This window comes from Caballeronia sp. M1242 (assembly GCF_017220215.1).
Taxonomy (GTDB): Bacteria; Pseudomonadota; Gammaproteobacteria; order Burkholderiales; family Burkholderiaceae; genus Caballeronia.
Genome location: NZ_CP071131.1, coordinates 269,158 through 295,186, shown reverse-complemented (window position 1 = coordinate 295,186; position 26,029 = coordinate 269,158). Strand labels below are relative to the sequence as shown.

Here is a 26,029-nt window from a genome sequence, read left to right as displayed (position 1 = left end):
AGAAACCATGAGCCATATTCTCGCCATCGATCAGGGCACGAGCGGCACGAAGGCCCTCGTCTTCGACCAGACCGGACAGGTTCATGCGCGCGGCTTCGCGCCGGTTACATGCACCACGCCGCGCACGGGCTTCGTCGAACAGGATGCGAATGCGTTGTACGCATCCGTGCTGAAAGCCGTGGACGAATGCCTGAGTGGATTCAAAGGCGACATCGCGGGCATCGGCATATCGAATCAGCGCGAGACGGTCGTCTTATGGAACGCGAAGGGCGAGCCGATCGCCCCAGGCGTGTCGTGGCAATGCCAGCGATCGCTCGGCATTTGCGAACGGCTCAAGCGCGACGGCTTGCAGCCGCTCATCGCGCAAAAGACGGGCTTGCTGATCGACCCGTATTCTTCAGGCACCAAACTCATCTGGCTCAACGAGAACGATGAACGCGCGCACGCGCATATCGCGGCGGGCGACGCGTACTTCGGCACGGTCGATAGCTGGCTGCTGTATCGGCTGACGAACGGCGCGGCGTATCGCACCGACGTGACGAATGCGTCGCGCACCATGCTGCTCAATCTTCGCACGCTGGAATGGGATCGCGAACTCATCGAGACGTTCGGCCTGCAAGGACTGCGCTTGCCCGAACTTCGGCCGTCTGCGTCCGACTTCGGCATGACCGATTTCGACGGCCTGCTCGACGCGCCATTGCCTATTCTTTCGATGATCGGCGATTCACACGCCGCCGCCGTCGGCGAAGGGTGCCTGAGTCCTGGCGTCGCGAAGGCGACGATGGGCACGGGATCGTCCATCATGATGAACGTCGGCGGGAAGGCGCGCGAGCCCGAACACGGCCTCGTCTCGACGCTCTGCTTCGCTACCGACAAGCGCGTGAACTACGCGCTAGAAGGGATCATCATCAGCGCGGGATCGACGCCCGCGTTCCTCAAGGAAAAGCTCAACCTGTTCGACGATTTCGCCAAGGCCGAGCAGGCGTTCACCGAGTACGACAACGGCGGCGTATTCGTGATTCCATCGTTCTCGGGCATCGGCTGTCCGCACTGGAAGTATCCGGGCGGCGCGCAGATCGTCGGACTCAACTTTTCGACGTCGTGGCAGCATGTGGCGCGCGCGGCGTATGAATCCATCGTCTATCAGATCAAGGACGTCATCAACGTGATGGAGCAGGCGGCCGACGTGCCGCTCGCGCAGTTGTACCTCGACGGCGGCCTCACGCAGCGTCCGTTTCTTTTGCAATATCTGTCGGACACGTTGAATCGGCCTGTCAGCACGCTCGCGGTCAGCGAGATTTCGGCGTCGGGCGCGGCGGCGCTCGCGGCGTATCAGGCGGGCCTCGCCGCATCGCTCGACGATTGGCAGACGCATCGTGTCGTGGCACGACGCGTCGAGCCCGGCAGTGGTGTCGAAGCGGCTGCGGAGAATCATGCGCAATGGCTGCGATGGATCGAGCGTCTTTAACTCCCGGAGAATCTCAGTGGCGCAACAATTGAAGCGGTTCGAGAACAAAGTCGTGGTCGTGACGGGCGGCAGCCGTGGCATCGGTCTAGCCATTGCGGAGCGCTTCGCGCAAGAAGGCGCGAAGGTGTGCGTCAGCGCGAACGAAAAGAGCGTCCACGATGCAGCGGCGCGTTTACGTGAATCGGGCTTCGAGGCGCTCTCTGTCGAGACGGACGTGACGGAAAAAGCTCAGGTCGTCGCGCTTTACGAGGAAGTCGCGAGCAAACTCGGGGAAGTGGACGTGTCGGTGCAGAACGCGGGGGTCATCACCATCGCCAAGTTGCCGGACCTGACTGAAAGCGAGTGGGACAAGGTCATGGCCGTGAATACCAAGGGCGTTTTTCTGTGCTGCCAGGAAGCGGCCACACGCATGCTGCGCGCAGGCAAAGCGGGGCGGCTCATCAACACGGCGTCGGGTCAGGCGCGGCAGGGTTTCGTCTACACGCCGCATTACGCGGCGAGCAAGTTCGGCGTGCTCGGCATCACGCAGAGTCTCGCGAAGGAACTCGCGCCCACGGGCATCACGGTGAACGCTTTCTGCCCCGGCATCATCACGACGGACATGTGGTCGTATAACGACGAAGCGTGGGGCAAACTGCTGGGCGATTACAAACCTGGCGAATTGATGGCCGAATGGGTTGCCAATATCCCCATGAAGCGAGCCGGCAATGGCGGCGACGTCGCGGGGCTCGTAACGTTTCTAGCCTCGGACGACGCCGCGTACATCACGGGTCAGACGGTCAATGTGGACGGCGGCATGTTTATGTCGTGATGCGATGATGAGCATGTGTCGTTAGGCATGACTAAGTAAATGTCAACGCGCAACGCTGCGACGTGCGCTTATGACCCGGCCTCATATCGATAGGCGAAACAAGGGCTGTGCGTCCCAGTAGGCGCGTCCTATACTGGTCGCCCTGACCGACACTCTCCCCGGCGCCCCAAGCATGCCGCGAACTCCCCGCATTTCATCGCCTTCCGCGAATACCGACACAACGGCATCGCCATTGCGCCGTCGGATGTTGCGCGGTCTCGCCGTCTCGGCAGTGGTGGCGCCGAGCGCCAACGCTGCGTCCTCGCTGTTGCAGCCGCTCGAGGTTCAGCCGTGGACGCGCACGCCTGGCGCGCCGATTCTCGAGCATCCGTATGGCGTGCCATCGTCGCACGAAGCGAACGTCGTGCGCCGCGCGGCCCGCGCGTTTCCCGTGCCGGGCCAGGCTTCGTCGCTGACGCCGCTCGCCGATCTGCATGGCGCGATTACGCCCAACGGGCTCGTCTACGAGCGGCATCATGCGGGCGTGCCCGAGATCGATCCGGAGCAGCACCGGCTCGCGATTCATGGTCTCGTGCGCGAGCCGAAGCTCTTCACGATGGACGACTTGCTGCGCCTGCCATCCGAATCGCACGTGTACTTTCTGGAGTGTTCGGGCAACACCGCAAGCGAATGGAAAGGGCCGAGCGGTTTGCCGGTTCAGATGACGCACGGCTTGTTGTCGTGCTGCGAGTGGACCGGCGTGCGGCTTTCGACGCTGATCGAAGCCGCAGGCGGTCTCGCGGCCAGTGACGGTCAGACGCCGCGCTGGATGCTCGCGGAAGGCGCCGACGCCGCCGCGATGACGCGCAGCCTGCCGCTCGATCGCATTCTCGACCGCGCGCTCATCGTATATGCGCAGAACGGCGAGCGCCTGCGGCCGGAGAACGGCTATCCGCTGCGGCTCGTGGTGCCCGGCTTCGAGGGCAATACGAACGTGAAGTGGCTGCGCAGGCTGAAGTTCGTCGACGCGCCGCTGGAAACACGCGAGGAAACGTCGAAATACACGGACCCGGTCGCGAACGGGCAGGCGCGCCAGTTCGTGTTCGAGATGGACGCGAAATCGGTCATCACGCGGCCGTCGCCGGGGCATCGGCTCACGGTTCACGGCTATTACCCGATCATCGGGCTCGCGTGGTCGGGGCGTGGATCGATTCGCAAGGTCGAGGTGTCGACCGACGGCGGGCGCTCATGGCAGGAAGCGCAACTCGACGGCCCGCCGAAAGATCGCGCGTTGACGCGCTTTCACGCAGGCTGGGTCTGGAACGGCGAGCCTGCCGCGATTCTCTCGCGCGCCACCGATTCGACCGGCTACGTTCAGCCGACGCGCGAGGCGCTGGTCGCCGCGCGCGGGCTGAATTCGAACTATCACTACAACGGCATTCAGCAATGGCGCATCGGCGCCGATGGCAGCGTGAAAAATGCATAACGCCCCGGCTCTGAAGCATCGTCTGTTGCGGCCGTTGATGATCGGCGTCGCTGCGGTATCGCTCGCTGCATGCAGCACGCCCACACGCGATGACGGCGCGCAGAACGCGCTCACGCACGACCCGACCCAACGCGCGGCCATCGACGCCATCGGCACGCCGTTGAACGCGACGGAAATCGCCGCATGGAACATCGATGTCGCGCCCGATGGCCGTGGCCTGCCCGCGGGCAGCGGAGACGTGGCGACCGGCGCGCACATCTTCGCCGCGAAGTGCGCCGCGTGTCACGGCGCCAACGGCGAAGGCGGCCTGGGCGACCGGCTCATCGGCGGACGCGGCACGCTCGCGAGCGACAAGCCGGTACGCACGGTCGGCAGCTACTGGCCGTATGCCACGACGCTCTTCGACTACATCCGCCGCGCGATGCCTTATAACGCGCCGCAATCGTTGAGCGCAGACGAGGTGTACGCGTTGAGCGCATGGATTCTGAACCGCAACGGCATCGTGCCCGACGACGCGCGGCTGGACGCGCATTCGCTCGCTGCCATCCGCATGCCGAATCGCGACGGCTTCGTGCCGGACCCGCGGCCGGGTCATCTGTGATGTCGCGCGCGCTCGCCTAATGCGATGAAACGTATTCCGCGCCCGCAAACGGCGGCGGAACGGCGAAGCTCTCGCGCATGCGCTTCGTTTCCGCGGCCGGTGTCGTTCCGAAGAGGCGCTTGAATTCCCGATTGAATTGCGAGGCGCTCGCATAGCCCACCGCATGACAGGCCGCCTCCGCCGTCATGTCCTGACGCACCATCAGGAGACGCGCCTGATGCAGCCGCGTCGACTTCAGATACTGCATGGGCGACGTGTGCGTGATGGCCTTGAAATGACTGTGGAAGGTCGGCACGCTCATGCCCGCTTCGCGCGCCAGTTGCGTGAGATTGAGCGGCTGCGCGTAGGTCGCGTGAATGCGGCGCAACGCCTTGCCGATCTTGCCGAACTGCCCCTGCATCGCGAGCGCCGAGCGCATCGCATGGCCTTGCGCGCCGGTCAGCACGCGAAAGTACAGCTCACGCACCAGCGCGGGACCGAGAACGGCTGCATCGAGCGGCCGGCTCAACGCTTGCAGAAAGCGCAGGACCGACATACGCAAGTCGGCATCCATCGGACTCGACATCATGCTTTGCGGTGGTTCCGCGCGCGCCGGCATGTGATGACGGTCGATCTGAATCATCAGCTCTGCCGCCACCTGAAAATCCAGATGCATGTAGATGGCCAATAGCGGATGCTCAGGCGTCGCGTCGGTTTCCATCGTGAAGGGCACCGGCACTGCCACGGCCAGATAATGCAGCTCGTCATACAGATACACCTGATCGCCGAAATAGCCGCGCTTGCGTCCCTGACAGACGATCACGATGCCCGGATCGTAGAGCACAGGCGTGCGCGACAACGCGCGGTCCGAACGCAGGATGCGCACGTCGGGTAGCGGCGTCAGGTTGTAGCCTTCATTCGGCGCCAATGGCCGTAGCAGGTCCACGATACGCTGCCGCGATGCGGCGGTCTCTTTCGATGACATCGAGGGCGACGATAAGAATAGGCAATAAGAGCAGAATATCCGGCCTTAAAGCGCGTTGGTGCAAAGAATACTATGCACTCTCTTTCATTTCATCGTAGAGGTGCATATGTCATCCAACCGGACTCTGCTCATCACCGGCGTCAGCAGCGGCTTCGGCCGGGCACTCGCTCATGAAGCGCTCGCGGCAGGCCATCGCGTGATCGGCACTGTGCGAAGCGAGCAGGCGAAGCAGGACTTCGAAGCCCTCGCGCCGGACAGGGCCGTGGGCCGCCTGCTCGACGTGACGGACTTCGACGCGATAGACGGCGTCGTGGCCGAAATCGAGTCGACCGTCGGTCCCATCGACGTCCTTGTCAACAACGCGGGCTACGGTCACGAAGGCGTGATGGAAGAATCGCCGCTCGCCGAGATGCGTCGACAGTTCGACGTGAACGTGTTCGGCGCGGTCGCGATGATGAAAGCCGTGCTGCCCGGCATGCGCGCGCGGCGCAAGGGTCACATTCTCAACATCACGTCGATGGGCGGCTTCATCACGATGCCCGGCATCGCCTACTATTGCGGCAGCAAGTTCGCGCTGGAAGGCATCTCCGAGACGCTCGCGAAGGAAGTGAAATCGTTCGGCATTGCCGTGACGGCAGTGGCGCCGGGTTCGTTCCGCACCGACTGGGCTGGCCGCTCGATGGCGCGCACGCCTCGTTCGATTGCCGATTACGATGCGCTCTTCGATCCCATTCGCCGGGCGCGCGAGGAAAAGAGCGGCAAGCAGCTCGGCGACCCGCTCAAGGCGGCGCGCGCGATGCTGGCCGTCATCGAGAGCGACGCGCCACCCGTGCATCTCTTGCTCGGCAGTGACGCGCTCGGTCTGGTGCGCGACAAACTGACCGCGCTCGCTGACGAAATCAGCCAGTGGGAAACGCTCACGCGATCCACCGACGGCTAATGCGGCGACATGCGTTAGCTGAGTCGCTTCCACGCCTGATGTCGAAGGGCCTCGCGAAGCGTGGATGCGTTCCATGTTTCGTCGAGCGCCCGGCGCATCAGCGCTTGCTGGCTCTCGGGCGCGAGACCGCCCACTGGCGGATCGCGATCGAGATTGGTCGGGAACGCATAGCCTTCAGCGGTCGATGCAATCACGCAATCGATGTCCCTCGCAGTGAACCGGCCTCTCGCCCGATAGTCCAGCAGCACGGGATAAGCGGCTTCGCACATGCGCATGCGATCGAGCGTTTCCATCGCGCGCCCGTACGCCGAAGAGATCTGCAAGAGATTTGCCATGCGCTGCACGTCTTGCGTGCGGTTCGCGCCGGCCGCATGGAATAGCGCGGGATTGAAGAAGAGCGCGTCGCCCTTCGCGAGCGGCAACTGCACGCAGTGCGTTTCGAAGAAGTCGCGAAAGTCGGGACGTCGCCACGCGAGATAGCCCGGTGCATAACGCTGCGAGAACGGAAGCAGCTTCGTGGGCCCGCTTTCTATCGGCATGTCGCTGTGCGCGACGGCGCCCTGAAGCGTCAGCAACGGCGACATCGTATGAACATGCGCCGGGAAACGCTGCACTTCTTCAACCGTCTGAAAGCCGAGATGGTAGTCCCGATGCGCCTGCTGCGCCGCGCCGCCAGGACGAACGACGTTGACTTGCGTGGTCATCTGAAAGCCGGGTCCGAGCCACGCCTGCGCGACGCTCGCGATGAACGCGTTCGAGAAATATCGCGCGAAAACGGAGGGCGCTGCGAGACAGAGCTTTTCGTGCGCATTCCAGATGCGGTCGTTCGCGCCTGCTTTGGCGAAATGGTCGGCGCCGCGCGTGCCCGATTCGCGTTCCTGTCTGATGATCGAATCGAAGATATGCGTCGCGTCGTCGACGGGCGATGTATCGTGGAAAGCGTGCTTGAGCACGAGCACGCCCGCGCCGTCGAGCAGCACGTTCGCCCATTCAGCCTGCAACGCCTGCTGCCCGACAGGATCGATCAACGCTTCATCAAGCGCGCGGCAATCGTAGATGGGAATATCGCGTTGCGTCTCGGCCGCGAATCGGAGAACGGCATCGGTCCTCCTTCGCAGTTGTTGCGCGAATGCTTCAAGCGAGCAGTCGCTTTCGCGATACCAGTTTCTTGCTAACGTGTCGTGGCGTTCATTCGTGGCATCCATGTCTCGCTCCGATTTTTCCCTAGCATAGACGCATCGCCGCGGCGCGCGTTACCATAAACGCATCAAAAAACCATCAAAATCCAGGCGTTTCGATGGCTCATCGATTCCTCGTGAAGGAGATCGCTCTGCAGGCGGGCGTCGGCGTCGCCACGGTGGACCGCGTGTTGAACGGGCGCCCCAACGTGCGCGAAGGCACGCGCAGACGCGTCGAGCAGGCGATTCGCGAGCTAGAGAAGCAGGCGCTGCAACTCGCGACGACGGGACGCAAGCTCATCATCGACGTTGTGGCCGAAGCCCCGTCCCGGTTCACCACCGAGATTCAGGAGGCGCTCGAAGCGGAGTTGCCCGCATTCCATCCCGTCGTGCTGCGACCGCGTTTCTTCATGCGGGAAACGATGGCGACCGCGGAGGTCGTCGAAACGCTACACGCAATCGGCAGGCGCGGCAGTCACGGCGTGGTGCTGAAAGCGCGTGACGTCCCCGAGATTTCCGAGGCGATCGGCGTGTTGAAGACAATCGGCATACCGGTCGTAACCACGTTCACGGACATTCCGCTGTCGGCACGCATCGCCTATGCGGGGCTGGACAATCGCGTGGCGGGCGCGACGGCGGCGTATCTCATCGGCCAGTGGCTACGCGGTCTTAACGGAACCGTGCTCGTCACCATGAGCGACGAAGGCTTCAGAGGAGAAGAAGAGCGCGAGGCGAGCTTTCGACGCGCGCTGCGCGTGAGTTATCCGAACCTCGATTTGCTCGACGCGAGCGGCGGACACGGCCTCAACATGCAAACCGAAGCGCGCATGCGCAAAGTCGTGACGAACCGTTCGGAGATTGCGGCGGTGTACTCGATGGGCGGCGGCAATGCGGCCGTGCTGAAAGTGCTGCAGGCGGCGAACCAGCGCCCGCTTTGCTTCATCGGGCATGATCTCGACCGCGACAACGTCGGCTTGCTGCGCGAGCGGAAGGTACAAGCGATTCTTCATCACGACTTGCGTCAGGACATGCGTTCAGCTTGCCAGCACATCATGCACTATCATCGGCTTATTCCTGCTTCTGCGATTGCGCCGTCTTCTTCCGTCGTCGTGGTCACGCCCGAGAATATCCCCGAGCATATCGCGAGCCGGTTTCGCTGAACGCATGGTTATTTGTCGCCGTCAGCGTCGTGCTTCGAGCCACTCGTCCGCGCCTCCGAAGTGATCCGCTCAAGGAATCGCCTTGCGCTCGCGAAACTCATCGAAGAGACGCAGGAACATGTCGGTGCTATCGACGACATCATGAAAGCCAGCCTGCCGGATCTTGGTCGTGCTGGAGATCACGTCCCAGTCGCAGCGGAAGATGAAGTCGCCGAAGCCCCACGCGGCGACGTGCTCGTATGGAATATCGACGAGATCGTACTTCTTCACCATGCGCTCCCACAGTGGTCCCTTGTCGGCCATGTAGTCGCGCAGGCTGATGGTCTGCGGTTCGGCGAGCGGCATGTCGAGATGATCGGCGATGGCGGGCCATAGCTGGTCCCAGCGGAATACATCGCCGTTCGTGAGGTTATAGCTCTCGCCGCCGGGCGCGTCGGTCGCGGCCCACACGGACCCGCGCGCGAGTTGCGCGGCATCGGTGACTTGCGCGAGCTTGCCGTAGCACGTCGCGGTGCCCGGGAAACGCAGCGGCAGTCCGAGTTCCTTGCTGATCGCGGCATACACGGCAATGACCATCGAGAGATTCATCGGATTGCCGAGCGCAAAGCCGCACACCACATCGGGGCGAAGCACGACCGCATCCCAGCCCTTGTCTGCCGCTTCCTCGACGAGCCAGTCTTCCATGTCGTAGTAGAAGTTCGGCGGCATGTGTCGCGGATCGTCTTCGCGCGCGGGCGTTTTGAAGCGGCCGAGGTGCGCGCCGTAATACTTCGCGCCCTCGTATAACAGGACGCGCTGAAGCGCCGACGAACTGTCGGCTACGACGCTCACCAGATTGCGCAACATGCCGAGGTTCACGTCGATGAGCGCTTGCGGCGTGGGCTTTTCCTGATACGCGGCGTGAAAGATGTGCGTGACGTCGCTGAGCCCGCCGAGCTTCGCGCGCACGTCTTCCGGATCCAGCAGATCGACGGCAATGTGCTCGCCGGGTTGCGCTTGATCGGGCGTGCGTCGTGACAGACCGATGACGTCCCAATCCGGCAGCGACGCGAGATGATCGACGAGTTGACGTCCGATCACGCCGACGCCGCCCGCCACGAGTGCTTTATAGCGTTTCATGCCTGGCCCTGAGAGTGAAGTGCTTGGCGTTTGCCCAGCAATCGCCGCACCAAGGGCCGACTCGCCACTTCCACGCAGATCAGGTCAGCGCCTGATTCGCCGCCAACGCTCGCGCTCTCTGGCGGTTGATGCTGGCGAACAGCAGCACGGCGAAGACGATCAGCATCGTCGCGACCGCGAGAATCGAAGGATCGATGGCGTCGCGAATGCCGCTCCACATCTGACGCGGCACTGTCTTCTGATCGGGCCCGCCGATAAAGAGGATCACGATGACCTCGTCGAACGATGTCGCGAACGCGAACACGCTTCCTGTCGCGACGGCCGGCGTGATGAGCGGCAACGTGACGCGACGAAACGCGATCCAGGGCGTCGCGCCGAGGCCCGATGCGGCGCGCAACAAGCTCTGATCGAAGGACAGCAACGACGCCGTCACCGTGATGACGACGAAGGGCGTACCGAGCGCGGCATGCGCGAGCACGACGCCCGGATACGAATTCACGAGCCCCAACGGCGCGAAGATCAGATAGAAACCTGCCGCGACCACGACGATAGGCACGATCATCGGCGAGATCAGAATGGGCATGACGACCGAGCGCAGCGGAAACTGCGAGCGCGACAAGCCGAGCGCCGCGAGCGTGCCTAAGCACGTGGCGATGAAGGTCGACGCCGCGCCGATGCCGATGCTGTTCAACAATGCGCGCTGCCAGTCGCCGCTCGTCAGCGCCTTTTCGTACCAACGGAATGAAAAGCCCTCCATCGGATAGGAAAAGTAGGAGCCCGAATTAAACGATAGCGGGATGATGGCGAGGATCGGCGCGATCAGAAAGAACAGGACAAGCGCGGTGTGCAGGCGCACCCAGCCCGCAGCGATGCGTTCCGTCAGCACCGTGTTGCGTTTGTCTTGCATGAGCTTTCCTCCGGATGGGTCGAATCAACCGAAGCGCAGCCGGTCGATGCCGACGATGCGGTTGAACAGGAAATAGAACACCGCCGTGAAGATCACGAGGTAGGCCGACAGCGCGCCCGCGAGACCCCAGTTCAGTTGCGTGTTCGTCTGAATGGCGATGAGCTGGCTGATCATCTCGTCGCCTGCGCCGCCGAGCAGCGCGGGCGTGATGTAGTAACCGAGCGCGAGTACGAAAACGAGAAAACATCCCGCGCCGACGCCGGGCAATGTCTGCGGTACATACACGCGAACGAACGCAGTGAACGGATGCGCGCCGAGCGACTTGGCGGCGCGCATATAAACGGGCGACACGCTTTTCATCACCGAGTAGATCGCGAGGATCATGTACGGCAAGAGGACATGCGTCATGCCGATCAGCACGCCCGTGCGATTGAAGATGAGCGGTACCGGATGCGTCGCGAGTCCGAGTCCCGACAGCACGCTATTGATGACGCCGCCCGGTTGCAGCAGCACATACCACGCGGTGGTGCGCACGAGCAGCGACGTCCAGAACGGCACGATCACGAAGAGCATCAGCCGGTTGCTGGTCTTCGCGGGCAGATTCGCGAGCAGCCAGGCAACCGGATAACCGAGCACGAGGCACAGCAGCGTGACCGTCGCGCTGATGGATACCGTGCGGGCGAAGGCTTCGCGATAGACGGACGCATTCGCCGGCATCGACGCGATCGTGCCTTGCGGCGTGACCTGGGCATCGACGGCGGCGAGCAGATAGTCGGGCGTCGGCGATTGAGCGGCACGCTTGAGCAAACGCCAGATTTCCGGCGAATTCCAACGCTCGTCGATCTCGATCAACGCGGGCTTCCATGCTTTCGGCGTGTCGTCATGCAGCTTGCGGGCGGTGCGCATCAACAAGCTGCGGAACTCGGGCTGCGCGAAGTTGAGACGCCGCGCGATCGTGCCGAGCTGACCGCTTTCCTGCGCTTCCTTCAATCCGGATGCGAGGAGGGCGAAAGTATGTTCATCCGGTACGCCCTGACCGTCCCATGCATTCAATGCGCGCGCGAGCGCGGGCATGCCGTCCGGCACTTCGTGGTTCTGCGCGCTGCGCGCAAGCAGCAGCGCAATCGGCGCGATGAACGTAGACAACAGAAATACGATCAACGGCAACGCGAGCAGAAGCGCCCGCATCGAGGCGCGTCGTTGCGCCTTGTTGTACGACGCGCGGCCTTCGGCGTTTGCGTGCGAGCCGGCGGTCGTCGCGTGAATCGATGCGGGCATGTTCGTCCTCTCTTATGCCGTGGCCGCTTATTGCGTCAGCCAGACCTGAAAGCGCTTGTTGATGGCGTCTGCGTTGTCGGCCCAGAAGTTCGCGTTGATCTGCACGGCGCGCTTGAAGTTCGCGGGCGCGGTCGGCATGTCGGCGAGACGCTGCTTGTCGACGAGCGCGACGGCTTCCTTGCGCGGCGGCGCATAGGCGATGTACTTCGACAAATCCGCCGATGCCTTCGGCTGCGCCTGCGATACGATGAACTTCGCGGCGAGGTCGGCATTCTTCGCGCCGGTCGGAATGGCCCACCATTCGAAGTCGTAGACCTGCGCGTCCCACACGGACTTGAACGGCTTGTGGTCCTTCCTCACGGCATCGTCGATGCGGCCGTTATACGCTTGCACCATCACGACGGCGCCGTCGGCGAGCAGCTGCGGCGCCTGCGCGCCCGACTCCCACCACACGATGTCCTTCTTGATGGTGTCGAGCTTCTTGAACGCGCGATCGACGCCCGCGGGCGTGCCGAGCACCTTGTACACATCCTTCGGATCCACGCCATCGGCGATCAGCGCCCACTCCAGCGTCACCTTCGGCGACTTGCGCAGGCCGCGCTTGCCAGGGAATTTCTGCGTGTCGAAGAAGTCGTTGACGGTGGAAGGCGCGCTCTTCAGCTTGCTCGTGTCATACGCATAGACCGTCGACCAGACCATGCTCGCGACCGCGCAATCGCTGAGCGATCCGGGAATGAAGTCGCTGGTATTGCCGAGGGACTTCTTGTCGAATTTCTGGAGCAGCCCTTCGTCGCATCCGGTGATCGCATCGTTGGTTTCGAGGTCGATCAGGTCCCATGTCGTGTTCTTGGCCTGCTCCATCGCGGAGAGTTTGGCGAGGCCGCCATCATACGATTCGAGCGAGAACTGCGTGCCGGTGGCCTGCGTGAACGGGTCCATCCACGCCTTCTTGGCCGCGGCTTCGAAGGCGCCGCCGAACGTGACCACATGCAGCGTTTCAGCGGCGTGCGAAGTCATGGTGCCGAAGGCGAGTAGGGCGAGTGCGGCGCATTGTGCTTTGATTTGAGTGCGCATGTCAGTTGGCTCCTGCGGGTGCGGTCGTGATGAGGGAAGGGGTTGGCGAGGTGGAAGAAGGGGTCGCGCTCGCGCGAGGCGGGGCGCTCATCGCGAGAATCTTGCAGTCGTCGTGACGCCACGCGACATCGATCATGTCGCCGGATGACGGCAGCGCGTGACGCTGCGTATTCGGCACTTTCACGACGATCGCGTCGCGCGAGCCGAGCGTCAGATGCACGCGATGATGATCGCCGCAATACACGAGTTCGTTCACGCGGGCGCGAACGACGTTGTCGTGCTCGTCGAGATGCATGCCTTCCGCGCTCGGGATGTGAGCGCGCTCGGGGCGCAGCGCGAGCATGGCTTCGTCGCCGACGCGCAGGCCGGACTCGCATCGGCCGCGAATGATGCTGCCGTCGGAAAGCGCGAACGTCGCCCATGAGCCGTCGCAGGTCATGACGCGTCCCGTCAGGCCATTATTCTCTCCGACGAAGTTCGCGACGAACGCGTTCTGCGCGTTCTCATACAGCTCGCTCGGCGTGGCGACTTGCTGAATGCGTCCATCGGAGAACACGGCGACGCGGTCCGACATGGTCAGCGCCTCGGCCTGATCGTGCGTCACATAGACGATGGTCAGCGCTAACTCGCGATGCAGCCGCATGATTTCGTACTGCATGGTCTCGCGAAGGCGCTTGTCCAGCGCGCCGAGCGGTTCGTCCATCAGCACGACGCTCGGCTCGAATACGAGCGCGCGCGCAAGTGCCACGCGCTGCTGTTGCCCGCCCGAAAGCTGTGCCGGCCGCCTGTTAGCCAGATGCGGCAATTCCACCATTTCGAGCGCGCGCTTCACGCGTGTCTTCTGGTCCGCACGGCTCACGCGCCGCACCGAGAGCGGGAACGCCACGTTCTCGGCAATCGTCAGATGCGGAAAGAGCGCGTAGTTCTGGAACACCATGCCGATATCGCGCCGATGTGGCGGCTTGTCGTCGAGGCGCTTGCCATCGAGCCGGATCTCGCCCTGCGTCGGCGATTCAAAACCGGCGAGCATCATCAGCGTGGTGGTCTTGCCCGAACCGGACGGCCCGAGCAGCGACAGGAATTCTCCCTTGCTTACGTCGAGGTTCAAGCCGTCGACGACGTAATTCGCGCCGTCGTACGATTTGCTCACGCCCGAGAATGAGATGAAGGAAGGGTTCGACATCTTGATGGCGTCCTGTCGTTCTTACTGCGATTTCAGCTTGCCCGCGAGATATCGCGCGAAGTCATAATTGGGCCGCTCGAGATGGCTCAGATGTCCCGGCTTCGCCAACGGCGCATGCACGCCGCGAAACACGGCTTGCACGCCGCGCTTGTCTTCGGCGTTCACTTCGTCGAGCAGTTTCTTGAGCGTTGCCATGTGCGCGTTGGCTTCCGGATCGGCGATGAATTCCGGCGCGAGTCCGCCGCCGAAGCGGATATGCACGCGGCCGACGCCCTCCGGTTGAAGCACGAGATACCAGAAGTAGCCGGGAGTCAAGGTCACGAGATGCGTCGGATAAATGGCGAGCAGCGCAGTCGTCTTGCGCCAGTGCCCCGACAAGCGCGTGTTGTCCGGGTGCGCATTACCAATGGGCAACGAGGCTTCTTTCGTGATCCAGTGATAGTTGAACGCCGCATGACCCGGCGGACATTCCATCTCTTCCAAACGCGAGTGGGGGCCTACGGTCGCGCGATGCAGCATCGGCAGGTGATAGCTCTCCATGAAGTTCTCGGCGAGTATCTTCCAGTTGGTGTCCCACACGTGCTCTTCATAGAACGTTTCGATGTAGTCGGTCATGCCGTACGCTTCGATCAACGTGTCCAACTCGGCAAGTTGTTTGCCGACGGGTGGCGCGTTCGCATCGAGCGTCACATAGATCCAGCCTTGCCATTCTTCGCATCGCACGGCGGGCAGCTTATAGCTTTCCTTGCAGAAGCCTTCTTGTCGGTCCATCAGCGGCGCGCCTTTCAACGCGCCATCGAGCGAATAATTCCACGCGTGATAAGGACACACGATGCGTCGCACGTTGCCGCGTCCTTCGAGCAATATCGACATGCGATGCAGGCATACATTGGACATCGCCTTGAGCTGCATGTGGTCGTCCCGCAAGACGACCACCGGCTGCGCGGCGATGCGCGCGGTGAGATAGTCGCCCGGGGCTTTCAGCGCGCTCGCGCGCCCGACGCATTGCCATTCGCGCGAGAAGATGCGCTCTTCTTCGAGCGCGAGAAAGTCGGCCGACGTATAAACGCCGGGCGGCATCGCATGGGCGTCGCTGAACGGGCGGTCGCATCCATCGCGCAATGCGTTCATCAGCTCGTTCAGGTGCGCCATGACGATTTCCTCCTCGTTCAGTGAGCAGAAGTGCCTCTTCTTTTATAGGCACTCGACAGGCACTCAATCTATCAAGCCAATATGCCAGTCAAAATATTGTTTTCGGATACAGCGCAAAGCTTTTTCCTATACAGCCGGCATCAAGTGTCGATACGCAGCCGCCGTATGTAGTTCTCGCAGAACGAGGTGAACCGGTGCACCACCTGGCGCGGCTTCATAGTGCGGGATTGCGCGACGCCGAGCATCGTCGCGTTCACGTTGTCTTTGAAACGCTTAATGACGAACTCCTCGCCGTCCACGGTGCGGTTCGATTTGAGCGGGAAATTAAGCAGGCTATAGCCGAGACCGTTCGCCACCATGCCTCGCACCACTTCGGGCTGCGACGAGCGAAACGCGGGCACCGGCCGGTTGCCCACTGCATCGAAGAGCGCGGCGAAATATTCCCGGCTATGCGGCAGGTCCAGCATGACGTAAGGCTCGGGCAACAGATCGGCGAGCGAGATCTTGCGGGCGCGCGCGAGGCGATGCGTGCGCGGCAGAATCGCATAAGGCGGCAACGACAAGAGCGGCGTGAAGGCGATGTCCTCAGTGAGATCGAGGCTATAAGTGAGCGCGAGATCGATCGAGCCGTCATGCAGGCCGCGCAGCAAGGCGTCCTGGTGACCTTCTACCGTGCGAAAGGCGATGCCCGCGTGATCGGCCGTGAAGCGGCTGATGAGGCCCGGCATCAGCGGCGGCGCGAGGGAAACGAGGCAGCCGAGCGCGATGGAACCAGTCATGCCGCCATCGAGTTCCTTGGCGGCCATTTGCAGTTCTTCCGCGATCTTCAGCAGATTGCGGGCTTGCCCGAGTAGGTCGCGTCCGGCCTGCGTCAGCGACAAACCGCTCGCGTGATGCCGGATGAATAGCTGAACCCCGAAGGACACTTCGAGGTCCGCCAGCGCGGTGGAAATAGAAGGCTGCGAGATATGCAGCTTTCTGGCGGCGGCAGTGAACGACAGGGCCTCCGCCGCGACCACGAAGTAGCGCAACTGCCGCAGCGAGTAGCGTAACGGATGACTTTCCATTGCGACGATCTGACCTCTTTCAAGCCGAACTGCATTGCATTGTGCGGTGGACAAAAATCACTGCATAGGTAAATCCCATGCTATGCATTTTTTGAAAATATTTTATTGATCCGGTCGCGGCGCGTAGATTCAATCGGCATTGGAACGGCCATACGAGCCTCTCGGAAGGACACACCCATGACAGTGGAAACTACTTTGATCGACACGCTCGTGGTCGGCGCGGGCCAGGCCGGCGTCGCGATGAGTGAACATCTGAGCCGGCACGGCGTGCCGCATCTCGTGCTGGAACGCGCGCGCATCGCGGAACGCTGGCGCACGGGCCGATGGGACTCACTCGTGGCCAACGGGCCTGCGTGGCACGATCGCTTTCCCAATCTCGAGTACGCGCAGACCGCGCCCGACGGCTTTCCGCCGAAAGAGGAAATCGCGGACTATTTCGTCGCCTATGCGAAGAAATTCGATGCGCCCATTCGCACCGGCGTCGAAGTAAAGAAGGTCGTGCGCAACACGGGGCGTCCGGGTTTCAACGTAGAGACATCCGATGGCGTGATCGAAGCGAAGCGCGTGGTCGTCGCGACTGGCCCCTTTCAGAAACCCGTGATTCCGCCGATCGCGCCGCGAGACGCATCGCTCACGCAGATTCACTCCGCCGACTACCGCAATCCGCAGCAATTGCCCGCAGGCGGCGTGCTGGTCGTGGGCGCGGGATCGTCGGGCGTGCAGATCGCCGATGAATTGCAGCGTGCGGGGCGCCGCGTCTATCTGTCGGTGGGCGCGCACGATCGTCCGCCGCGTGCCTATCGCGGCCGCGACTTCTGCTGGTGGCTCGGCGTGCTCGGCGAGTGGGACGCCGAAGTCATGAAGCCGGGCCGCGAACATGTGACGATTGCGGTAAGCGGCGCGCGCGGCGGGCAAACCGTCGACTTTCGCCGGCTTGCGCATCAGGGCATTACGCTCGTTGGTCTGACAAAAGCGTTCGATAATGGCGTGGCTCGCTTCAACGATGATCTCGCAGAGAACATCGCGCGCGGCGATCAAAACTATCTGTCGCTGCTCGATGCCGCCGACATGTACGCCACCCGCAATGGCCTCGATCTGCCCGCTGAACCGGAAGCGCGCATGATTCCACCCGATCCGGAATGCCTCACGAATCCGCTGCTCGAACTCGATCTGGCGCAGCGAGGCGTAAGCTCGATCATCTGGGCGACGGGTTATGCGACCGATTTCAGCTGGCTGCAGGTCGATGCCTTCGACGACAACGGCAAGCCGAAGCACCAGCGTGGGGTAGCGAAGGAGCCGGGAATCTATTTTCTCGGCTTGCCGTGGCTCTCGCGACGCGGCTCGGCGTTCATCTGGGGCGTGTGGCACGACGCGAAACACGTCGCGGATCACATCGTCACGCAACGCAAATATCAGGCGTATTACGACTCGCCGCATAGCCACGCGAATAAGCCTCACAGCGAAGAAAGCGTGCGAGCCCACTGAACCAAATCAGGTGCATTGATGAGCCAACCGACGCATACCCGTATCCGCATGTTCAATACGAAGGATACGTATCCGAATCAGACACTCGACAACGATCTGTGCCAGGCCGTGCGAGCGGGCAATACCGTTTATGTTCGCGGGCAAGTGGGCACGGATTTCGAAGGCAATCTCGTCGGCTTGGGCGATGCGCGCGCGCAAGCCGAGCAGGCGATGAAGAACGTGAAGCAGTTGCTAGAAGAAGCGGGCAGCGACCTTTCGCACATCGTCAAGACGACGACGTACCTCACCGACGTGCGTTATCGCGAGCCGGTGTACAGGGAAGTCGGCAAGTGGCTCAAGGGCGTGTTTCCCATTTCGACGGGACTGACCGTCGTCGCGTTGGGCCAGCCGCAATGGCTCATGGAGATCGACGTGATCGCCGTGATCCCCGATGGATGGACACCGGAAGCGTAAAGGACACCTAATGACTTTCTCTATCGTCGGTCGGTGTGACAAAACGGGGCAGCTCGGCATTGCGATCAGTTCGTCGAGCATCGCGGTCGGCGCGCGTTGTCCGTGGCTGCGCGCGGGCGTCGGTGCCGTCGCCACGCAGAACGTCACGCTGCCCGCGCTCGGGCCGCAGATTCTGGAGCTTCTGGCGGACAAGCGGCTCGCGCCCGCCGAGGCTTTGAAACAGGCGCTCGATGCGAACGAATGGCGCGAGTACCGGCAGGTTACGGTCATCGACGCGCAAGGGCGCACCGCCTTTTTCAGCGGCAAGGAAGCGCTCGGCACGCATCACGCAGTCGCGGGCGATCAGTGCGTCGCGGCGGGCAACATGCTGGCCGGCACGCATGTCATCGACGCGATGCCGCCTGCATTCGCGCAAGCCGACGGCCTGCTCGCGGATCGCTTGCTGGCGGCCATGCAAGCGGCCATGGCGGCAGGCGGCGAGGCGGGCCCTGTGCATTCGGCCGCGCTGAAGATCGTGAGCGATCTAAGCTGGCCGCTCGTCGATCTGCGCGTGGACTGGGCCGACGACGACCCCATCGGCAAGCTCCGCGACCTATGGACCGCCTACGCGCCGCAGATGAACGACTACGTGACGCGCGCACTCAATCCGACCGCCGCGCCGAGCTATGGAGTGCCGGGCGATGAATGAGATGCGAAGCCGTGTGCTACTCGAAAAGCTGATCGGCTTTGCGACGGTCAGCCGCGATTCGAATCTCGCGCTCATCGAGTTCGTTCGCGATTATCTCGCGCAGCATGGCGTCGAAAGCGAGCTCTTTCATAACGACGAGCGCACCAAGGCGAGTCTTTTTGCCACCATCGGCCCGCGCGATCGCGGGGGCATTGCATTGTCCGGACATACGGATGTCGTGCCCGTCGATGGACAGGCCTGGACCGTCGATCCGTTCGCACTCGTCGAGAAAGATGGGCGTCTCTATGGACGCGGTACGGCGGACATGAAGGGTTATCTCGCGTCGGTGCTCGCAGCGGTGCCGACGTTTATCGAACGCGATCTCAAGATGCCCGTGCATCTTGCCTTCTCATATGACGAAGAGATCGGATGCCTGGGCGTGCGTCCGATGCTCGCGCAACTCGCTCATCGGGAACACAAGCCGGTGTTATGTCTCATCGGCGAGCCGACGGAACTCAAGCCGGTACTCGGACACAAGGGCAAGCTCGCCATGCGTTGCTGCGTGAAGGGCGCGCCGTGTCATTCCGCGTATGCGCCTTACGGCGTCAATGCCATTCAATACGCGGCGCGCCTCATCAATCATCTCGACGAGATTGGCGAGGAACTCGCGCGACCCGAGCATCGCGACGAGCGCTTCGATCCGCCATATTCGACAGTGCAGACCGGCGTCATCAAGGGCGGCCGCGCGCTCAACATCGTGCCGGCGGAATGCGATTTCGACTTCGAGGTGCGCGCCTTGCCCGGCTTCGATGCGAACGAGGTCGCGCAACGCCTGCAGAGCTATGCCGAATCCACGCTGCTGCCGAAGATGCGCGCGGTGAAACCCGATACCGGTATCAGCTTGCAGCCCTTGTCGGCTTATCCGGGCCTCGCCACGCCGCCTGACAGCGAAGCCGCGCGGCTTCTTGCGCTGGTCGCCGGATCGACGGAATTCGGCACGGTCGCGTTCGGCACCGAGGGCGGCCTCTTCGAGCAGGCCGGCATTCCGACCGTCGTTTGCGGGCCGGGCAGCATGGATCAGGGGCATAAGCCGGACGAATTCGTCACGGTTGAGCAGTTGCGCGACTGCGATGCCATGCTGCTTCGCCTCGCCGACTACCTGTCGAATTGACAGCGGCTCGGTGGGTCGAGGGGGGATGCGGGTCCGTATATTGCTCGCGTGCTCTGCGCATGTTGGCATGGACAACGATCCGCTATTCGCGACGACTGCGAGCCATCCGTCAACACGCATCGAACGTTGAACATTACGTAGCGTGCGAAGCCTCGCGTTGCCTACGCTCCATCTCTCTCACTCCCGAATACGAAAAGACGATATGAAATTGAAAGCAACGATGTTGATCGCCGCCGCTCTTGCTGCGGCAACCGTAGGCCAGGCGCAAGCTGCAGGATGTCTGAAGGGCGCCGCCGTGGGCGGCGTGGGCGGCCATTTCGTAGGAAAGGGTCATGCGGTGCTGGGTGCGGCCGGCGGTTGTCTTGTCGGTCGGCACATGGCGAACAAGAAGGCGAAGGAAGACGCGGCTGCTCGAACCCAGGCGCAGGCTGCGGCGCAAGATCAATCCAACACGCAGACCGCCAGGTCTCCGCAATAAGGGTCGAAGGTCGGCATCTATTCTTCGGCGCACGGATTCTTGCTGATCCGTGCGCCTTGAAACGCACCCTTCAGCGATCTATGCTCAGTGCATAGCGAAGGGAGACGCACATGCGTCGCGTGGCGGTCGTGATGTTTATCATCTTCTCGGGGTTGATGCGTTCGCTGGCTTGCGCCGGCGACGACGCCCATGACCACGACCGACGCCGGCATGACGATCATCGCGTTCTCAAGCTATACGACGCACGCGGTCAGGTCGTTGGACGCCTTGCATCGTATCAAGGCGGTCCTGGCGTTTATCTCTCGATCGACGGGGCTATCGTGTTCGCCGCCGTCTACTGGTTGTCCCTGCCTTATCCCGGCACTCGGGATTCGGCGCGCTTCCAGTGGTCCGCATTCGCGCCTTATAGCTACTCGAGCACCGATTGCAGCGGATCGCCGATCATCGCGCCTCAAACAGGCCCCCGGCCCACCGTCGCGATCAGAAAGGGGCCGGACGTCACGCTCTACATCGCGGGCGACACCGCATCCGCTCCCAAACAAATTCTCTCCGTTTCCTTCGATGGAACAAGCTGCGTGCCGCCTCCCGGCGTCGATCACATGCCGCCGTCTACTGCGCCGGTGCCCGCGTTCTCGGCCGAAACGACGTATTCGCTGACGGCGCATTATCCTGAGCCGCTGACGATCGGTTACTAGCTGTCAGCGATTAAGGGACCTGCCATGTGCCGCTATCTTCTACTCTTGATCTTCATCGCCACGAGCGCTTTCGCGGGCGAGGGCGATGAGTCTCTTCATCATAGAAGCGACGGCGGGCACCTGCCTGTCGTCTTTGACGCACAGGGAAGGGAGGTCGGCCCGCTCGCGAGCTATTCGGGCGGAAGTGGCGTATTCATCGCCATAGACGGCGAGCCTGTCTTCCTCCGCATCGATCACAAGCGCCTCGGCGCGTTCCAATATTCGGCATCCGAGTACGAGTGGGTCGGCGGATGGCCCGGCTACGCGTCGACCGACTGCAGCGGAAGCGTGCTCGTCCCGCTTTCAGATAGTCCCGTGCCGGCCATCGCGGTCCGGGACGGCGTGGACGTCACGCTCTATACCGCGGTGAAAGGCTATTCAGGCGATATAGGGGCACGGTCAATCAGGCAAACGGACGATAAGGGCGTCACATCCTGCATGACCTACCCATTCGCTTTCGGCACCGATTATTGGGCCACGAAACGCACGTATCCGCTCACGCAACACTTTCCGGAACCGCTGCACATCGGCTATTGACCGAGGCAGTCCCGACCGCGAGGGAGTGCCATGAAACGCTATTTAGTTGGACTGATTTGCTTGATGTGCGCAACGGCATCGCTCGGCGACGATGCATCACATCACGGTCGGCGTCGCCCCGTGAGAGTGTTCGATGCCAATGGCGCGCTGGTGGGCGATCTCACGGTATTCAACACGCAGGACGGGGTCGCCTTCACGGTCGGAGATGCCGTTACCGTCGTGCCGATACGGCGTGTACAAGACTCGAGTCATCGCTTTTCGGCGACGGACTTCCAATGGGCAACGGCCGGCGGGGCGCGATATGCGTCCGCCGATTGCAGCGGCGATCCGATTGTCGATTACACATCGGGGCCGCGCAGTTCCATTCCGGTCCGGCGAGGCACCGAGGCCGTCGTGTATATCGCCGTTGCCGGTCCGATGCAGCTGCTGACGGTTCGCTCGAGTTCGAATGCGGACCTTGGCACGTGCGCGGCTTTTGCGAGCCCGCAGCAGACGCTGGGTTATCCCGTGGCCGCGCAGATCGTGGTGACGCGCGGCCATCCGGAGCCGTTGCATATCGGTTATTGATGCTCGACTGCACCTTATGCTCGAGGAAGCCGCTTCGCCCCACATCGCTCGAGCGCTCACGCCCAAGTTGAAGACTGTCAGCCGTCTATCGGCGAAGTGCTTTTCTCCGGCCGGCTTTCGAATCCTTCCGCGGCGCTAAGCAATTCACCCAGTTCACCGCGGCGCTCGGCGAGAGCGTCCCTGATCGATTGCGCGAGCGGCAGTTCCTGCGCGAATTCGGCTTGCTCGCGGCCATAGATCACGTGTAGAAGAGAAAGCATGCCGGTCAACGAAGCAGTCTGCGCGAATGCGGTTTCCGAAGGCCGTTGTCGCAGCGCGGTTTGCATCATGAAGGACGCGCGCTGCGTGGCGAGTGCGATCACCGGGTCGCGGCTGAGGTCGCCGGAATCCGGATGGTTGTAAAGCAGCAGGCTGCACCATTCGAACAGTCGCGTCGTGCCGGTGACCGCGAGCGCGTGATGCAAAGACGAGATCGCGGCTTGCTTCAGATTGGCGCTAGCGGAACAGTTCGCCAGCCGCATGAGCTGCGCCACTAGCACCGGCATGCCTGACAGCGCACTGACGATGCGCTGGTCCGATGCATCGTTGATCAGAAGGTTGAGCACTGCCAGTAGCTGCGAGACATCGGGAACGATTCGGCGCGTCCGCAGAAGTTGCGGCCGGCTGAAGTAGAAACCCTGAACGAGATCGCAACCCGCGTCCAGAGCGGCCTGCAACTGCTGGTGATCATCCACTTTCTCTGCCACGACCGTCTTGCCTCTGCGCTTGAGGTCACGGACCATCGTTTTGGCTGCGGCGGGATCGATGACGGGCCATTCCAGCTTCACGATATCGACGGCAGGCAAGAACGCTTCGATCTGCGGGGTGATCGCGACAACGTCGTCGATGGCGACGCGGAATCCGGCACGGCGCAGCGCGATGCAACGCTCCCTTAACGCGTCGTCCAGCTCACACGTCTCCAGTACCTCGAGGACGAAGTGCTTGCTCGGCAGCATTTGCGGCAACGCGGAATGCAGAAAGTCGGCCGTGCAGTTGAGATAGCCGTCGAGACCATCCAGCACTGTCGTGAGTCCGAGTGCTCCAACGGTGCGCTCGACGACCTGAGCCGTACATTTGAAACCGTCGCTGATATTCGCGACGCCGCTGTCGCCGTCCCTGAACAGGAGTTCATAGGCCGCCAGGCGGCCCGCCCGGTCGACGATGGGTTGCCGCGCGACGCATGTCATTGCAAGGCTCGTGTCGCCCGTCTGCGCACTGCGGCTCATGACTGAGTCTCCTTATTGTCTCTAACTGGCGTCGGTTCGTGGCCTGGGCACACGCCGCAGTCGAACGCCGCAATCGAATGTGTTAACGGTGAGCGGCGGAATAACTTGAGCCGAAAATCTTCGTGAATCACTGCGTAACCGGTCACCACGAGCCTCTGTACCTGTGAGCTGTGCGCGCGACTCGAAGCCACAAAAACGTCCGGTCGGTCACTTCTACCTTTCCACCAACGCAATTCCTTCTTGCGCGACTCAACCGACTGAATTGTCGGACCGCACTGCCGATAAGCATTGACGCTCTTATTCGAATAGCGGCAGCACGCGCGACTGCCGTATCGCACTTCTCACGCGCCACATTTAAAGCATGATGAAAAACCTTTCCATTCGGGCGCGGCTTGCGCTCACCATGGCTTTCCTCGGTCTGATGCTGACCCTCTCGGTCGGCTTCGGACTGTATGGCATTAGCGCGATTCACGCATCGGCGAGAGACATCGCCGAGAATTCGCTTCCAGCCGTCAACGCACTCGGCATATCAAGCAATTTCACCGCGCGGGCGCGGCTGTCGCTCGACCGTTACGCGTTGGATCCCACGGCGCCCGACGCCAGCGGACTGCGGGCACGCGCGAATGGATTCATGCGCCAGGCCGACGAGTGGTACGGCAAGTACAACGCCATTCCTCGCGGAGCCGACGAGGACGCACTGGCAAAGGACGTTGTCTCTGCTCGCGCCTCGATGCGCGAAGTCATCGAGAAGTTCGGCGCAGCAATCGAAGCGGGCGATAAGGAGAATGTCTCTCGCCTCGCGCTCAAGGATTTGCCCGCCGCCTATAACCGGTGTGTCGAAGCGTTCGACAAGCTGAAGTCTTTCCAGCTTGCCGACGCCGTCCGCCAGGAAGCTGAAAACGACGCGCATGCATCGACGTTGCGCACGCTCGGCGTGCTCGCGCTGCTCGCTGGCATTGCAGCTGCAGCGTTCGGCTGGTTCGTCTTGCGCCGCGCCATCATGACGCCACTTGCTGAAGCGCTGAAGCACTTCGAGCATATTTCGGCTGGCGATCTCACGCATGAGGTACCCATCAAGACGCACGACGAAATGGGGCAGTTGCTCGCGGGCGTCGCCACCATGAAGGATAAATTGGCCGCCACGGTCGGAACGGTTCGGTCGAGCAGCGAAGCAATCGCGAGCGCCAGCAAGCAAATCGCGACCGGCAATACGGACTTGTCGTCGCGTACCGAGGAGCAAGCGGCCTCGCTTCAGGAAACCGCCGCGAGCATGGAAGAACTGACCACGACGGTCAAGCAGAATTCAGAGAACGCCACGCAGGCAAGCAGCCTGGCCGATGATGCCAACGCTGTCGCCAACGAGGGCAGCGCCATTGTCGGTCAGGTCGTGGAGACGATGGCGGGCATCGAAGAGAGTTCAGCGAAGATCGCCGAGATCATCGGCATGATCGAGGGAATCGCGTTTCAGACCAATATTCTCGCGCTTAATGCGGCCGTCGAAGCGGCGCGGGCGGGAGAACAAGGCCGGGGCTTCGCGGTGGTGGCGAGTGAAGTGCGCAGCCTCGCGCAGCGCTCGTCGGCCGCGGCGAAGGAGATCAAGGAACTGATCGAGACGTCCGGCAGCCGTGTTCAAGCAGGAACGGAACTCGTGGCGAGGGCGGGAGACACGATGCAGCGCGTCGGCACCGCCATTCAGCGCGTCACCGACATCATGGGCGACATTGCATCCGCTTCGCATGAGCAGAGCCGCGGCATCGAGCAAGTGAATCAGGCCATCTCACAGATGGATGAGGTCACGCAGCAGAACGCTGCGCTCGTCGAGGAAGCGGCGGCAGCGGCGAGTTCGATGGAAGACCAGGCAAAGCAACTGAGCGCAGCCGTTGCGGTGTTCCGCACGTCGCACACGCTCGCCGGGGCAACGACGGCATCCATCGACCGCGATCGAAAGCCGACGATGCGACCGGCGCCGGTCAAGAAAACGCCGGTCGTCGCGCGCGCGGCGAAGCCTTTGGTCACGACTGCGGCAGTGTCCGGCTCTTCAATGGACGGCGATTGGTCGACGTTCTGAGCTCATGCGGCATGCGAGTAAAGCGAGCACGCCGTCGACTGCAGGAAATCGAGGGCGCGTTCGCGTAATAGGGGGCTTGCGCGCCTTGCTTCGAAACAGATGAATTTACGCGATCGAATAGCTTTCGCTCGACGGCTTGCGAGCGCCGGATTTCATCGAAACGCTCGCGCGACAACCAAGTTATGGATACGGTAGACAACCATTCGGCTTTTGACGACGACTCACTCAGAGACGAGG

At 62.4% G+C, this 26,029-nt stretch carries 25 protein-coding genes; 15 read left to right on the top strand and 10 right to left on the bottom strand.

Annotated elements, in window-relative coordinates:
* The first annotated feature begins 7 nt into the window (after nucleotides 1-7).
* The 4 genes from JYK05_RS20825 to JYK05_RS20810 all read left to right on the top strand — a co-directional run bounded on the left by JYK05_RS20825 (nucleotide 8) and on the right by JYK05_RS20810 (nucleotide 4,345).
* Nucleotides 8-1,468 (top strand): FGGY family carbohydrate kinase, encoded by a 1,461-nt coding sequence (locus JYK05_RS20825; RefSeq protein WP_206470394.1) that lies wholly within the window; start codon nucleotides 8-10, stop codon nucleotides 1,466-1,468.
* A 28-nt stretch (nucleotides 1,469-1,496) separates the two neighbouring features.
* Entirely contained in the window at nucleotides 1,497-2,279 is a 783-nt protein-coding gene (locus JYK05_RS20820) for an SDR family oxidoreductase (protein WP_206470506.1), read from the top strand.
* 172 nt (nucleotides 2,280-2,451) lie between these two features.
* Nucleotides 2,452-3,744, top strand: coding sequence for a sulfite dehydrogenase (soxC, locus tag JYK05_RS20815; protein WP_206470393.1), 1,293 nt, complete (start codon nucleotides 2,452-2,454; stop codon nucleotides 3,742-3,744).
* Nucleotides 3,737-4,345: a c-type cytochrome gene (locus JYK05_RS20810; protein WP_206470392.1), complete on the top strand. Its 609-nt coding sequence runs from the start codon at nucleotides 3,737-3,739 to the stop codon at nucleotides 4,343-4,345. The genes soxC and JYK05_RS20810 overlap by 8 nt, the downstream gene beginning before the upstream one ends.
* A 16-nt stretch (nucleotides 4,346-4,361) precedes the next feature.
* Here the strand turns inward: JYK05_RS20810 and JYK05_RS20805 are convergent, their stop codons facing one another.
* A complete protein-coding gene (locus tag JYK05_RS20805) occupies nucleotides 4,362-5,309 on the bottom strand; it encodes an AraC family transcriptional regulator (RefSeq protein WP_206470391.1) in 948 nt (315 codons plus the stop codon).
* 106 nt (nucleotides 5,310-5,415) lie between these two features.
* Between JYK05_RS20805 and JYK05_RS20800 the strand changes: the two genes are divergently transcribed.
* Nucleotides 5,416-6,249, top strand: a complete 834-nt coding sequence (locus tag JYK05_RS20800) for an oxidoreductase (RefSeq protein WP_206470390.1) — start codon at nucleotides 5,416-5,418, stop codon at nucleotides 6,247-6,249.
* Between the two features lie 14 nt (nucleotides 6,250-6,263).
* On the opposite strand, the gene JYK05_RS20795 is transcribed toward JYK05_RS20800, so the two are convergent.
* Nucleotides 6,264-7,454 (bottom strand): phytanoyl-CoA dioxygenase family protein, encoded by a 1,191-nt coding sequence (locus JYK05_RS20795; RefSeq protein ID WP_206470389.1) that lies wholly within the window; start codon nucleotides 7,452-7,454, stop codon nucleotides 6,264-6,266.
* A 92-nt stretch (nucleotides 7,455-7,546) separates the two neighbouring features.
* Here JYK05_RS20795 and JYK05_RS20790 point away from each other — a divergent pair, with 92 nt between their 5' ends.
* The gene (locus JYK05_RS20790; RefSeq protein ID WP_206470388.1) at nucleotides 7,547-8,587 is read left to right on the top strand and encodes a LacI family DNA-binding transcriptional regulator; all 1,041 of its coding nucleotides are present in this window, start codon (nucleotides 7,547-7,549) and stop codon (nucleotides 8,585-8,587) included.
* 69 nt (nucleotides 8,588-8,656) lie between these two features.
* On the opposite strand, the gene JYK05_RS20785 is transcribed toward JYK05_RS20790, so the two are convergent.
* The 7 genes from JYK05_RS20785 to JYK05_RS20755 all read right to left on the bottom strand — a co-directional run bounded on the left by JYK05_RS20785 (nucleotide 8,657) and on the right by JYK05_RS20755 (nucleotide 16,367).
* Nucleotides 8,657-9,706 (bottom strand): SDR family oxidoreductase, encoded by a 1,050-nt coding sequence (locus JYK05_RS20785; RefSeq protein WP_206470387.1) that lies wholly within the window; start codon nucleotides 9,704-9,706, stop codon nucleotides 8,657-8,659.
* A gap of 79 nt (nucleotides 9,707-9,785) precedes the next feature.
* Nucleotides 9,786-10,613 (bottom strand): ABC transporter permease, encoded by an 828-nt coding sequence (locus JYK05_RS20780; RefSeq protein ID WP_206470386.1) that lies wholly within the window; start codon nucleotides 10,611-10,613, stop codon nucleotides 9,786-9,788.
* Between the two features lie 24 nt (nucleotides 10,614-10,637).
* The gene (locus tag JYK05_RS20775; RefSeq protein ID WP_206470385.1) at nucleotides 10,638-11,891 is read right to left on the bottom strand and encodes an ABC transporter permease; all 1,254 of its coding nucleotides are present in this window, start codon (nucleotides 11,889-11,891) and stop codon (nucleotides 10,638-10,640) included.
* A 27-nt stretch (nucleotides 11,892-11,918) separates the two neighbouring features.
* Complete coding sequence (locus tag JYK05_RS20770; RefSeq protein WP_206470384.1) at nucleotides 11,919-12,965, bottom strand: ABC transporter substrate-binding protein; 1,047 nt, start codon at nucleotides 12,963-12,965, stop codon at nucleotides 11,919-11,921.
* A gap of 1 nt (nucleotide 12,966) precedes the next feature.
* Nucleotides 12,967-14,148, bottom strand: coding sequence for an ABC transporter ATP-binding protein (locus tag JYK05_RS20765; protein ID WP_206470383.1), 1,182 nt, complete (start codon nucleotides 14,146-14,148; stop codon nucleotides 12,967-12,969).
* Between the two features lie 21 nt (nucleotides 14,149-14,169).
* On the bottom strand, nucleotides 14,170-15,300 hold the full coding sequence (locus JYK05_RS20760; RefSeq protein ID WP_175943328.1) for an SRPBCC family protein: 1,131 nt from the start codon (nucleotides 15,298-15,300) through the stop codon (nucleotides 14,170-14,172).
* A 140-nt stretch (nucleotides 15,301-15,440) separates the two neighbouring features.
* Nucleotides 15,441-16,367, bottom strand: a complete 927-nt coding sequence (locus JYK05_RS20755) for a LysR family transcriptional regulator (RefSeq protein ID WP_175943326.1) — start codon at nucleotides 16,365-16,367, stop codon at nucleotides 15,441-15,443.
* A 177-nt stretch (nucleotides 16,368-16,544) separates the two neighbouring features.
* Between JYK05_RS20755 and JYK05_RS20750 the strand changes: the two genes are divergently transcribed.
* The 8 genes from JYK05_RS20750 to JYK05_RS20715 all read left to right on the top strand — a co-directional run bounded on the left by JYK05_RS20750 (nucleotide 16,545) and on the right by JYK05_RS20715 (nucleotide 22,459).
* Nucleotides 16,545-17,852 (top strand): NAD(P)/FAD-dependent oxidoreductase, encoded by a 1,308-nt coding sequence (locus tag JYK05_RS20750; protein ID WP_206470382.1) that lies wholly within the window; start codon nucleotides 16,545-16,547, stop codon nucleotides 17,850-17,852.
* 18 nt (nucleotides 17,853-17,870) lie between these two features.
* Complete coding sequence (locus tag JYK05_RS20745; RefSeq protein WP_175943322.1) at nucleotides 17,871-18,305, top strand: RidA family protein; 435 nt, start codon at nucleotides 17,871-17,873, stop codon at nucleotides 18,303-18,305.
* 10 nt (nucleotides 18,306-18,315) lie between these two features.
* Nucleotides 18,316-18,993: a DUF1028 domain-containing protein gene (locus tag JYK05_RS20740; RefSeq protein WP_206470381.1), complete on the top strand. Its 678-nt coding sequence runs from the start codon at nucleotides 18,316-18,318 to the stop codon at nucleotides 18,991-18,993.
* Nucleotides 18,986-20,143, top strand: a complete 1,158-nt coding sequence (gene argE / locus JYK05_RS20735; RefSeq protein ID WP_206470380.1) for an acetylornithine deacetylase — start codon at nucleotides 18,986-18,988, stop codon at nucleotides 20,141-20,143. The genes JYK05_RS20740 and argE overlap by 8 nt, the downstream gene beginning before the upstream one ends.
* Before the next feature lie 202 nt (nucleotides 20,144-20,345).
* Nucleotides 20,346-20,621 (top strand): hypothetical protein, encoded by a 276-nt coding sequence (locus JYK05_RS20730; protein WP_206470379.1) that lies wholly within the window; start codon nucleotides 20,346-20,348, stop codon nucleotides 20,619-20,621.
* 110 nt (nucleotides 20,622-20,731) lie between these two features.
* Nucleotides 20,732-21,316, top strand: coding sequence for a hypothetical protein (locus tag JYK05_RS20725; protein WP_241270070.1), 585 nt, complete (start codon nucleotides 20,732-20,734; stop codon nucleotides 21,314-21,316).
* A 24-nt stretch (nucleotides 21,317-21,340) separates the two neighbouring features.
* On the top strand, nucleotides 21,341-21,892 hold the full coding sequence (locus tag JYK05_RS20720) for a hypothetical protein (RefSeq protein ID WP_206470378.1): 552 nt from the start codon (nucleotides 21,341-21,343) through the stop codon (nucleotides 21,890-21,892).
* Nucleotides 21,893-22,012: 120 nt separating this feature from the next.
* Nucleotides 22,013-22,459, top strand: a complete 447-nt coding sequence (locus tag JYK05_RS20715) for a hypothetical protein (RefSeq protein WP_241270069.1) — start codon at nucleotides 22,013-22,015, stop codon at nucleotides 22,457-22,459.
* A gap of 77 nt (nucleotides 22,460-22,536) precedes the next feature.
* On the opposite strand, the gene JYK05_RS20710 is transcribed toward JYK05_RS20715, so the two are convergent.
* Entirely contained in the window at nucleotides 22,537-23,724 is a 1,188-nt protein-coding gene (locus JYK05_RS20710; RefSeq protein WP_206470376.1) for an EAL and HDOD domain-containing protein, read from the bottom strand.
* A gap of 361 nt (nucleotides 23,725-24,085) precedes the next feature.
* Here JYK05_RS20710 and JYK05_RS26595 point away from each other — a divergent pair, with 361 nt between their 5' ends.
* Nucleotides 24,086-25,792 carry a methyl-accepting chemotaxis protein gene (locus JYK05_RS26595; RefSeq protein ID WP_206470375.1) on the top strand — a complete coding sequence of 569 codons (1,707 nt, stop codon included), beginning with the start codon at nucleotides 24,086-24,088 and terminating at the stop codon, nucleotides 25,790-25,792.
* Nucleotides 25,793-26,029: the final 237 nt, after the last annotated feature.

Coding starts and splice junctions, on each gene's coding strand:
- JYK05_RS20825 (WP_206470394.1), top strand. CDS start 8: ATGAGCCATATTCTCGCCATCGATCAGGGCACGAGCGGCACGAAGGCC.
- soxC (WP_206470393.1), top strand. CDS start 2,452: ATGCCGCGAACTCCCCGCATTTCATCGCCTTCCGCGAATACCGACACA.
- JYK05_RS20810 (WP_206470392.1), top strand. CDS start 3,737: ATGCATAACGCCCCGGCTCTGAAGCATCGTCTGTTGCGGCCGTTGATG.
- JYK05_RS20805 (WP_206470391.1), bottom strand. CDS start 5,309: ATGTCATCGAAAGAGACCGCCGCATCGCGGCAGCGTATCGTGGACCTG.
- JYK05_RS20800 (WP_206470390.1), top strand. CDS start 5,416: ATGTCATCCAACCGGACTCTGCTCATCACCGGCGTCAGCAGCGGCTTC.
- JYK05_RS20795 (WP_206470389.1), bottom strand. CDS start 7,454: ATGGATGCCACGAATGAACGCCACGACACGTTAGCAAGAAACTGGTAT.
- JYK05_RS20790 (WP_206470388.1), top strand. CDS start 7,547: ATGGCTCATCGATTCCTCGTGAAGGAGATCGCTCTGCAGGCGGGCGTC.
- JYK05_RS20785 (WP_206470387.1), bottom strand. CDS start 9,706: ATGAAACGCTATAAAGCACTCGTGGCGGGCGGCGTCGGCGTGATCGGA.
- JYK05_RS20780 (WP_206470386.1), bottom strand. CDS start 10,613: ATGCAAGACAAACGCAACACGGTGCTGACGGAACGCATCGCTGCGGGC.
- JYK05_RS20775 (WP_206470385.1), bottom strand. CDS start 11,891: ATGCCCGCATCGATTCACGCGACGACCGCCGGCTCGCACGCAAACGCC.
- JYK05_RS20770 (WP_206470384.1), bottom strand. CDS start 12,965: ATGCGCACTCAAATCAAAGCACAATGCGCCGCACTCGCCCTACTCGCC.
- JYK05_RS20765 (WP_206470383.1), bottom strand. CDS start 14,148: ATGTCGAACCCTTCCTTCATCTCATTCTCGGGCGTGAGCAAATCGTAC.
- JYK05_RS20760 (WP_175943328.1), bottom strand. CDS start 15,300: ATGGCGCACCTGAACGAGCTGATGAACGCATTGCGCGATGGATGCGAC.
- JYK05_RS20755 (WP_175943326.1), bottom strand. CDS start 16,367: ATGGAAAGTCATCCGTTACGCTACTCGCTGCGGCAGTTGCGCTACTTC.
- JYK05_RS20750 (WP_206470382.1), top strand. CDS start 16,545: ATGACAGTGGAAACTACTTTGATCGACACGCTCGTGGTCGGCGCGGGC.
- JYK05_RS20745 (WP_175943322.1), top strand. CDS start 17,871: ATGAGCCAACCGACGCATACCCGTATCCGCATGTTCAATACGAAGGAT.
- JYK05_RS20740 (WP_206470381.1), top strand. CDS start 18,316: ATGACTTTCTCTATCGTCGGTCGGTGTGACAAAACGGGGCAGCTCGGC.
- argE (WP_206470380.1), top strand. CDS start 18,986: ATGAATGAGATGCGAAGCCGTGTGCTACTCGAAAAGCTGATCGGCTTT.
- JYK05_RS20730 (WP_206470379.1), top strand. CDS start 20,346: ATGAAATTGAAAGCAACGATGTTGATCGCCGCCGCTCTTGCTGCGGCA.
- JYK05_RS20725 (WP_241270070.1), top strand. CDS start 20,732: ATGCGTCGCGTGGCGGTCGTGATGTTTATCATCTTCTCGGGGTTGATG.
- JYK05_RS20720 (WP_206470378.1), top strand. CDS start 21,341: ATGTGCCGCTATCTTCTACTCTTGATCTTCATCGCCACGAGCGCTTTC.
- JYK05_RS20710 (WP_206470376.1), bottom strand. CDS start 23,724: ATGAGCCGCAGTGCGCAGACGGGCGACACGAGCCTTGCAATGACATGC.
- JYK05_RS26595 (WP_206470375.1), top strand. CDS start 24,086: ATGATGAAAAACCTTTCCATTCGGGCGCGGCTTGCGCTCACCATGGCT.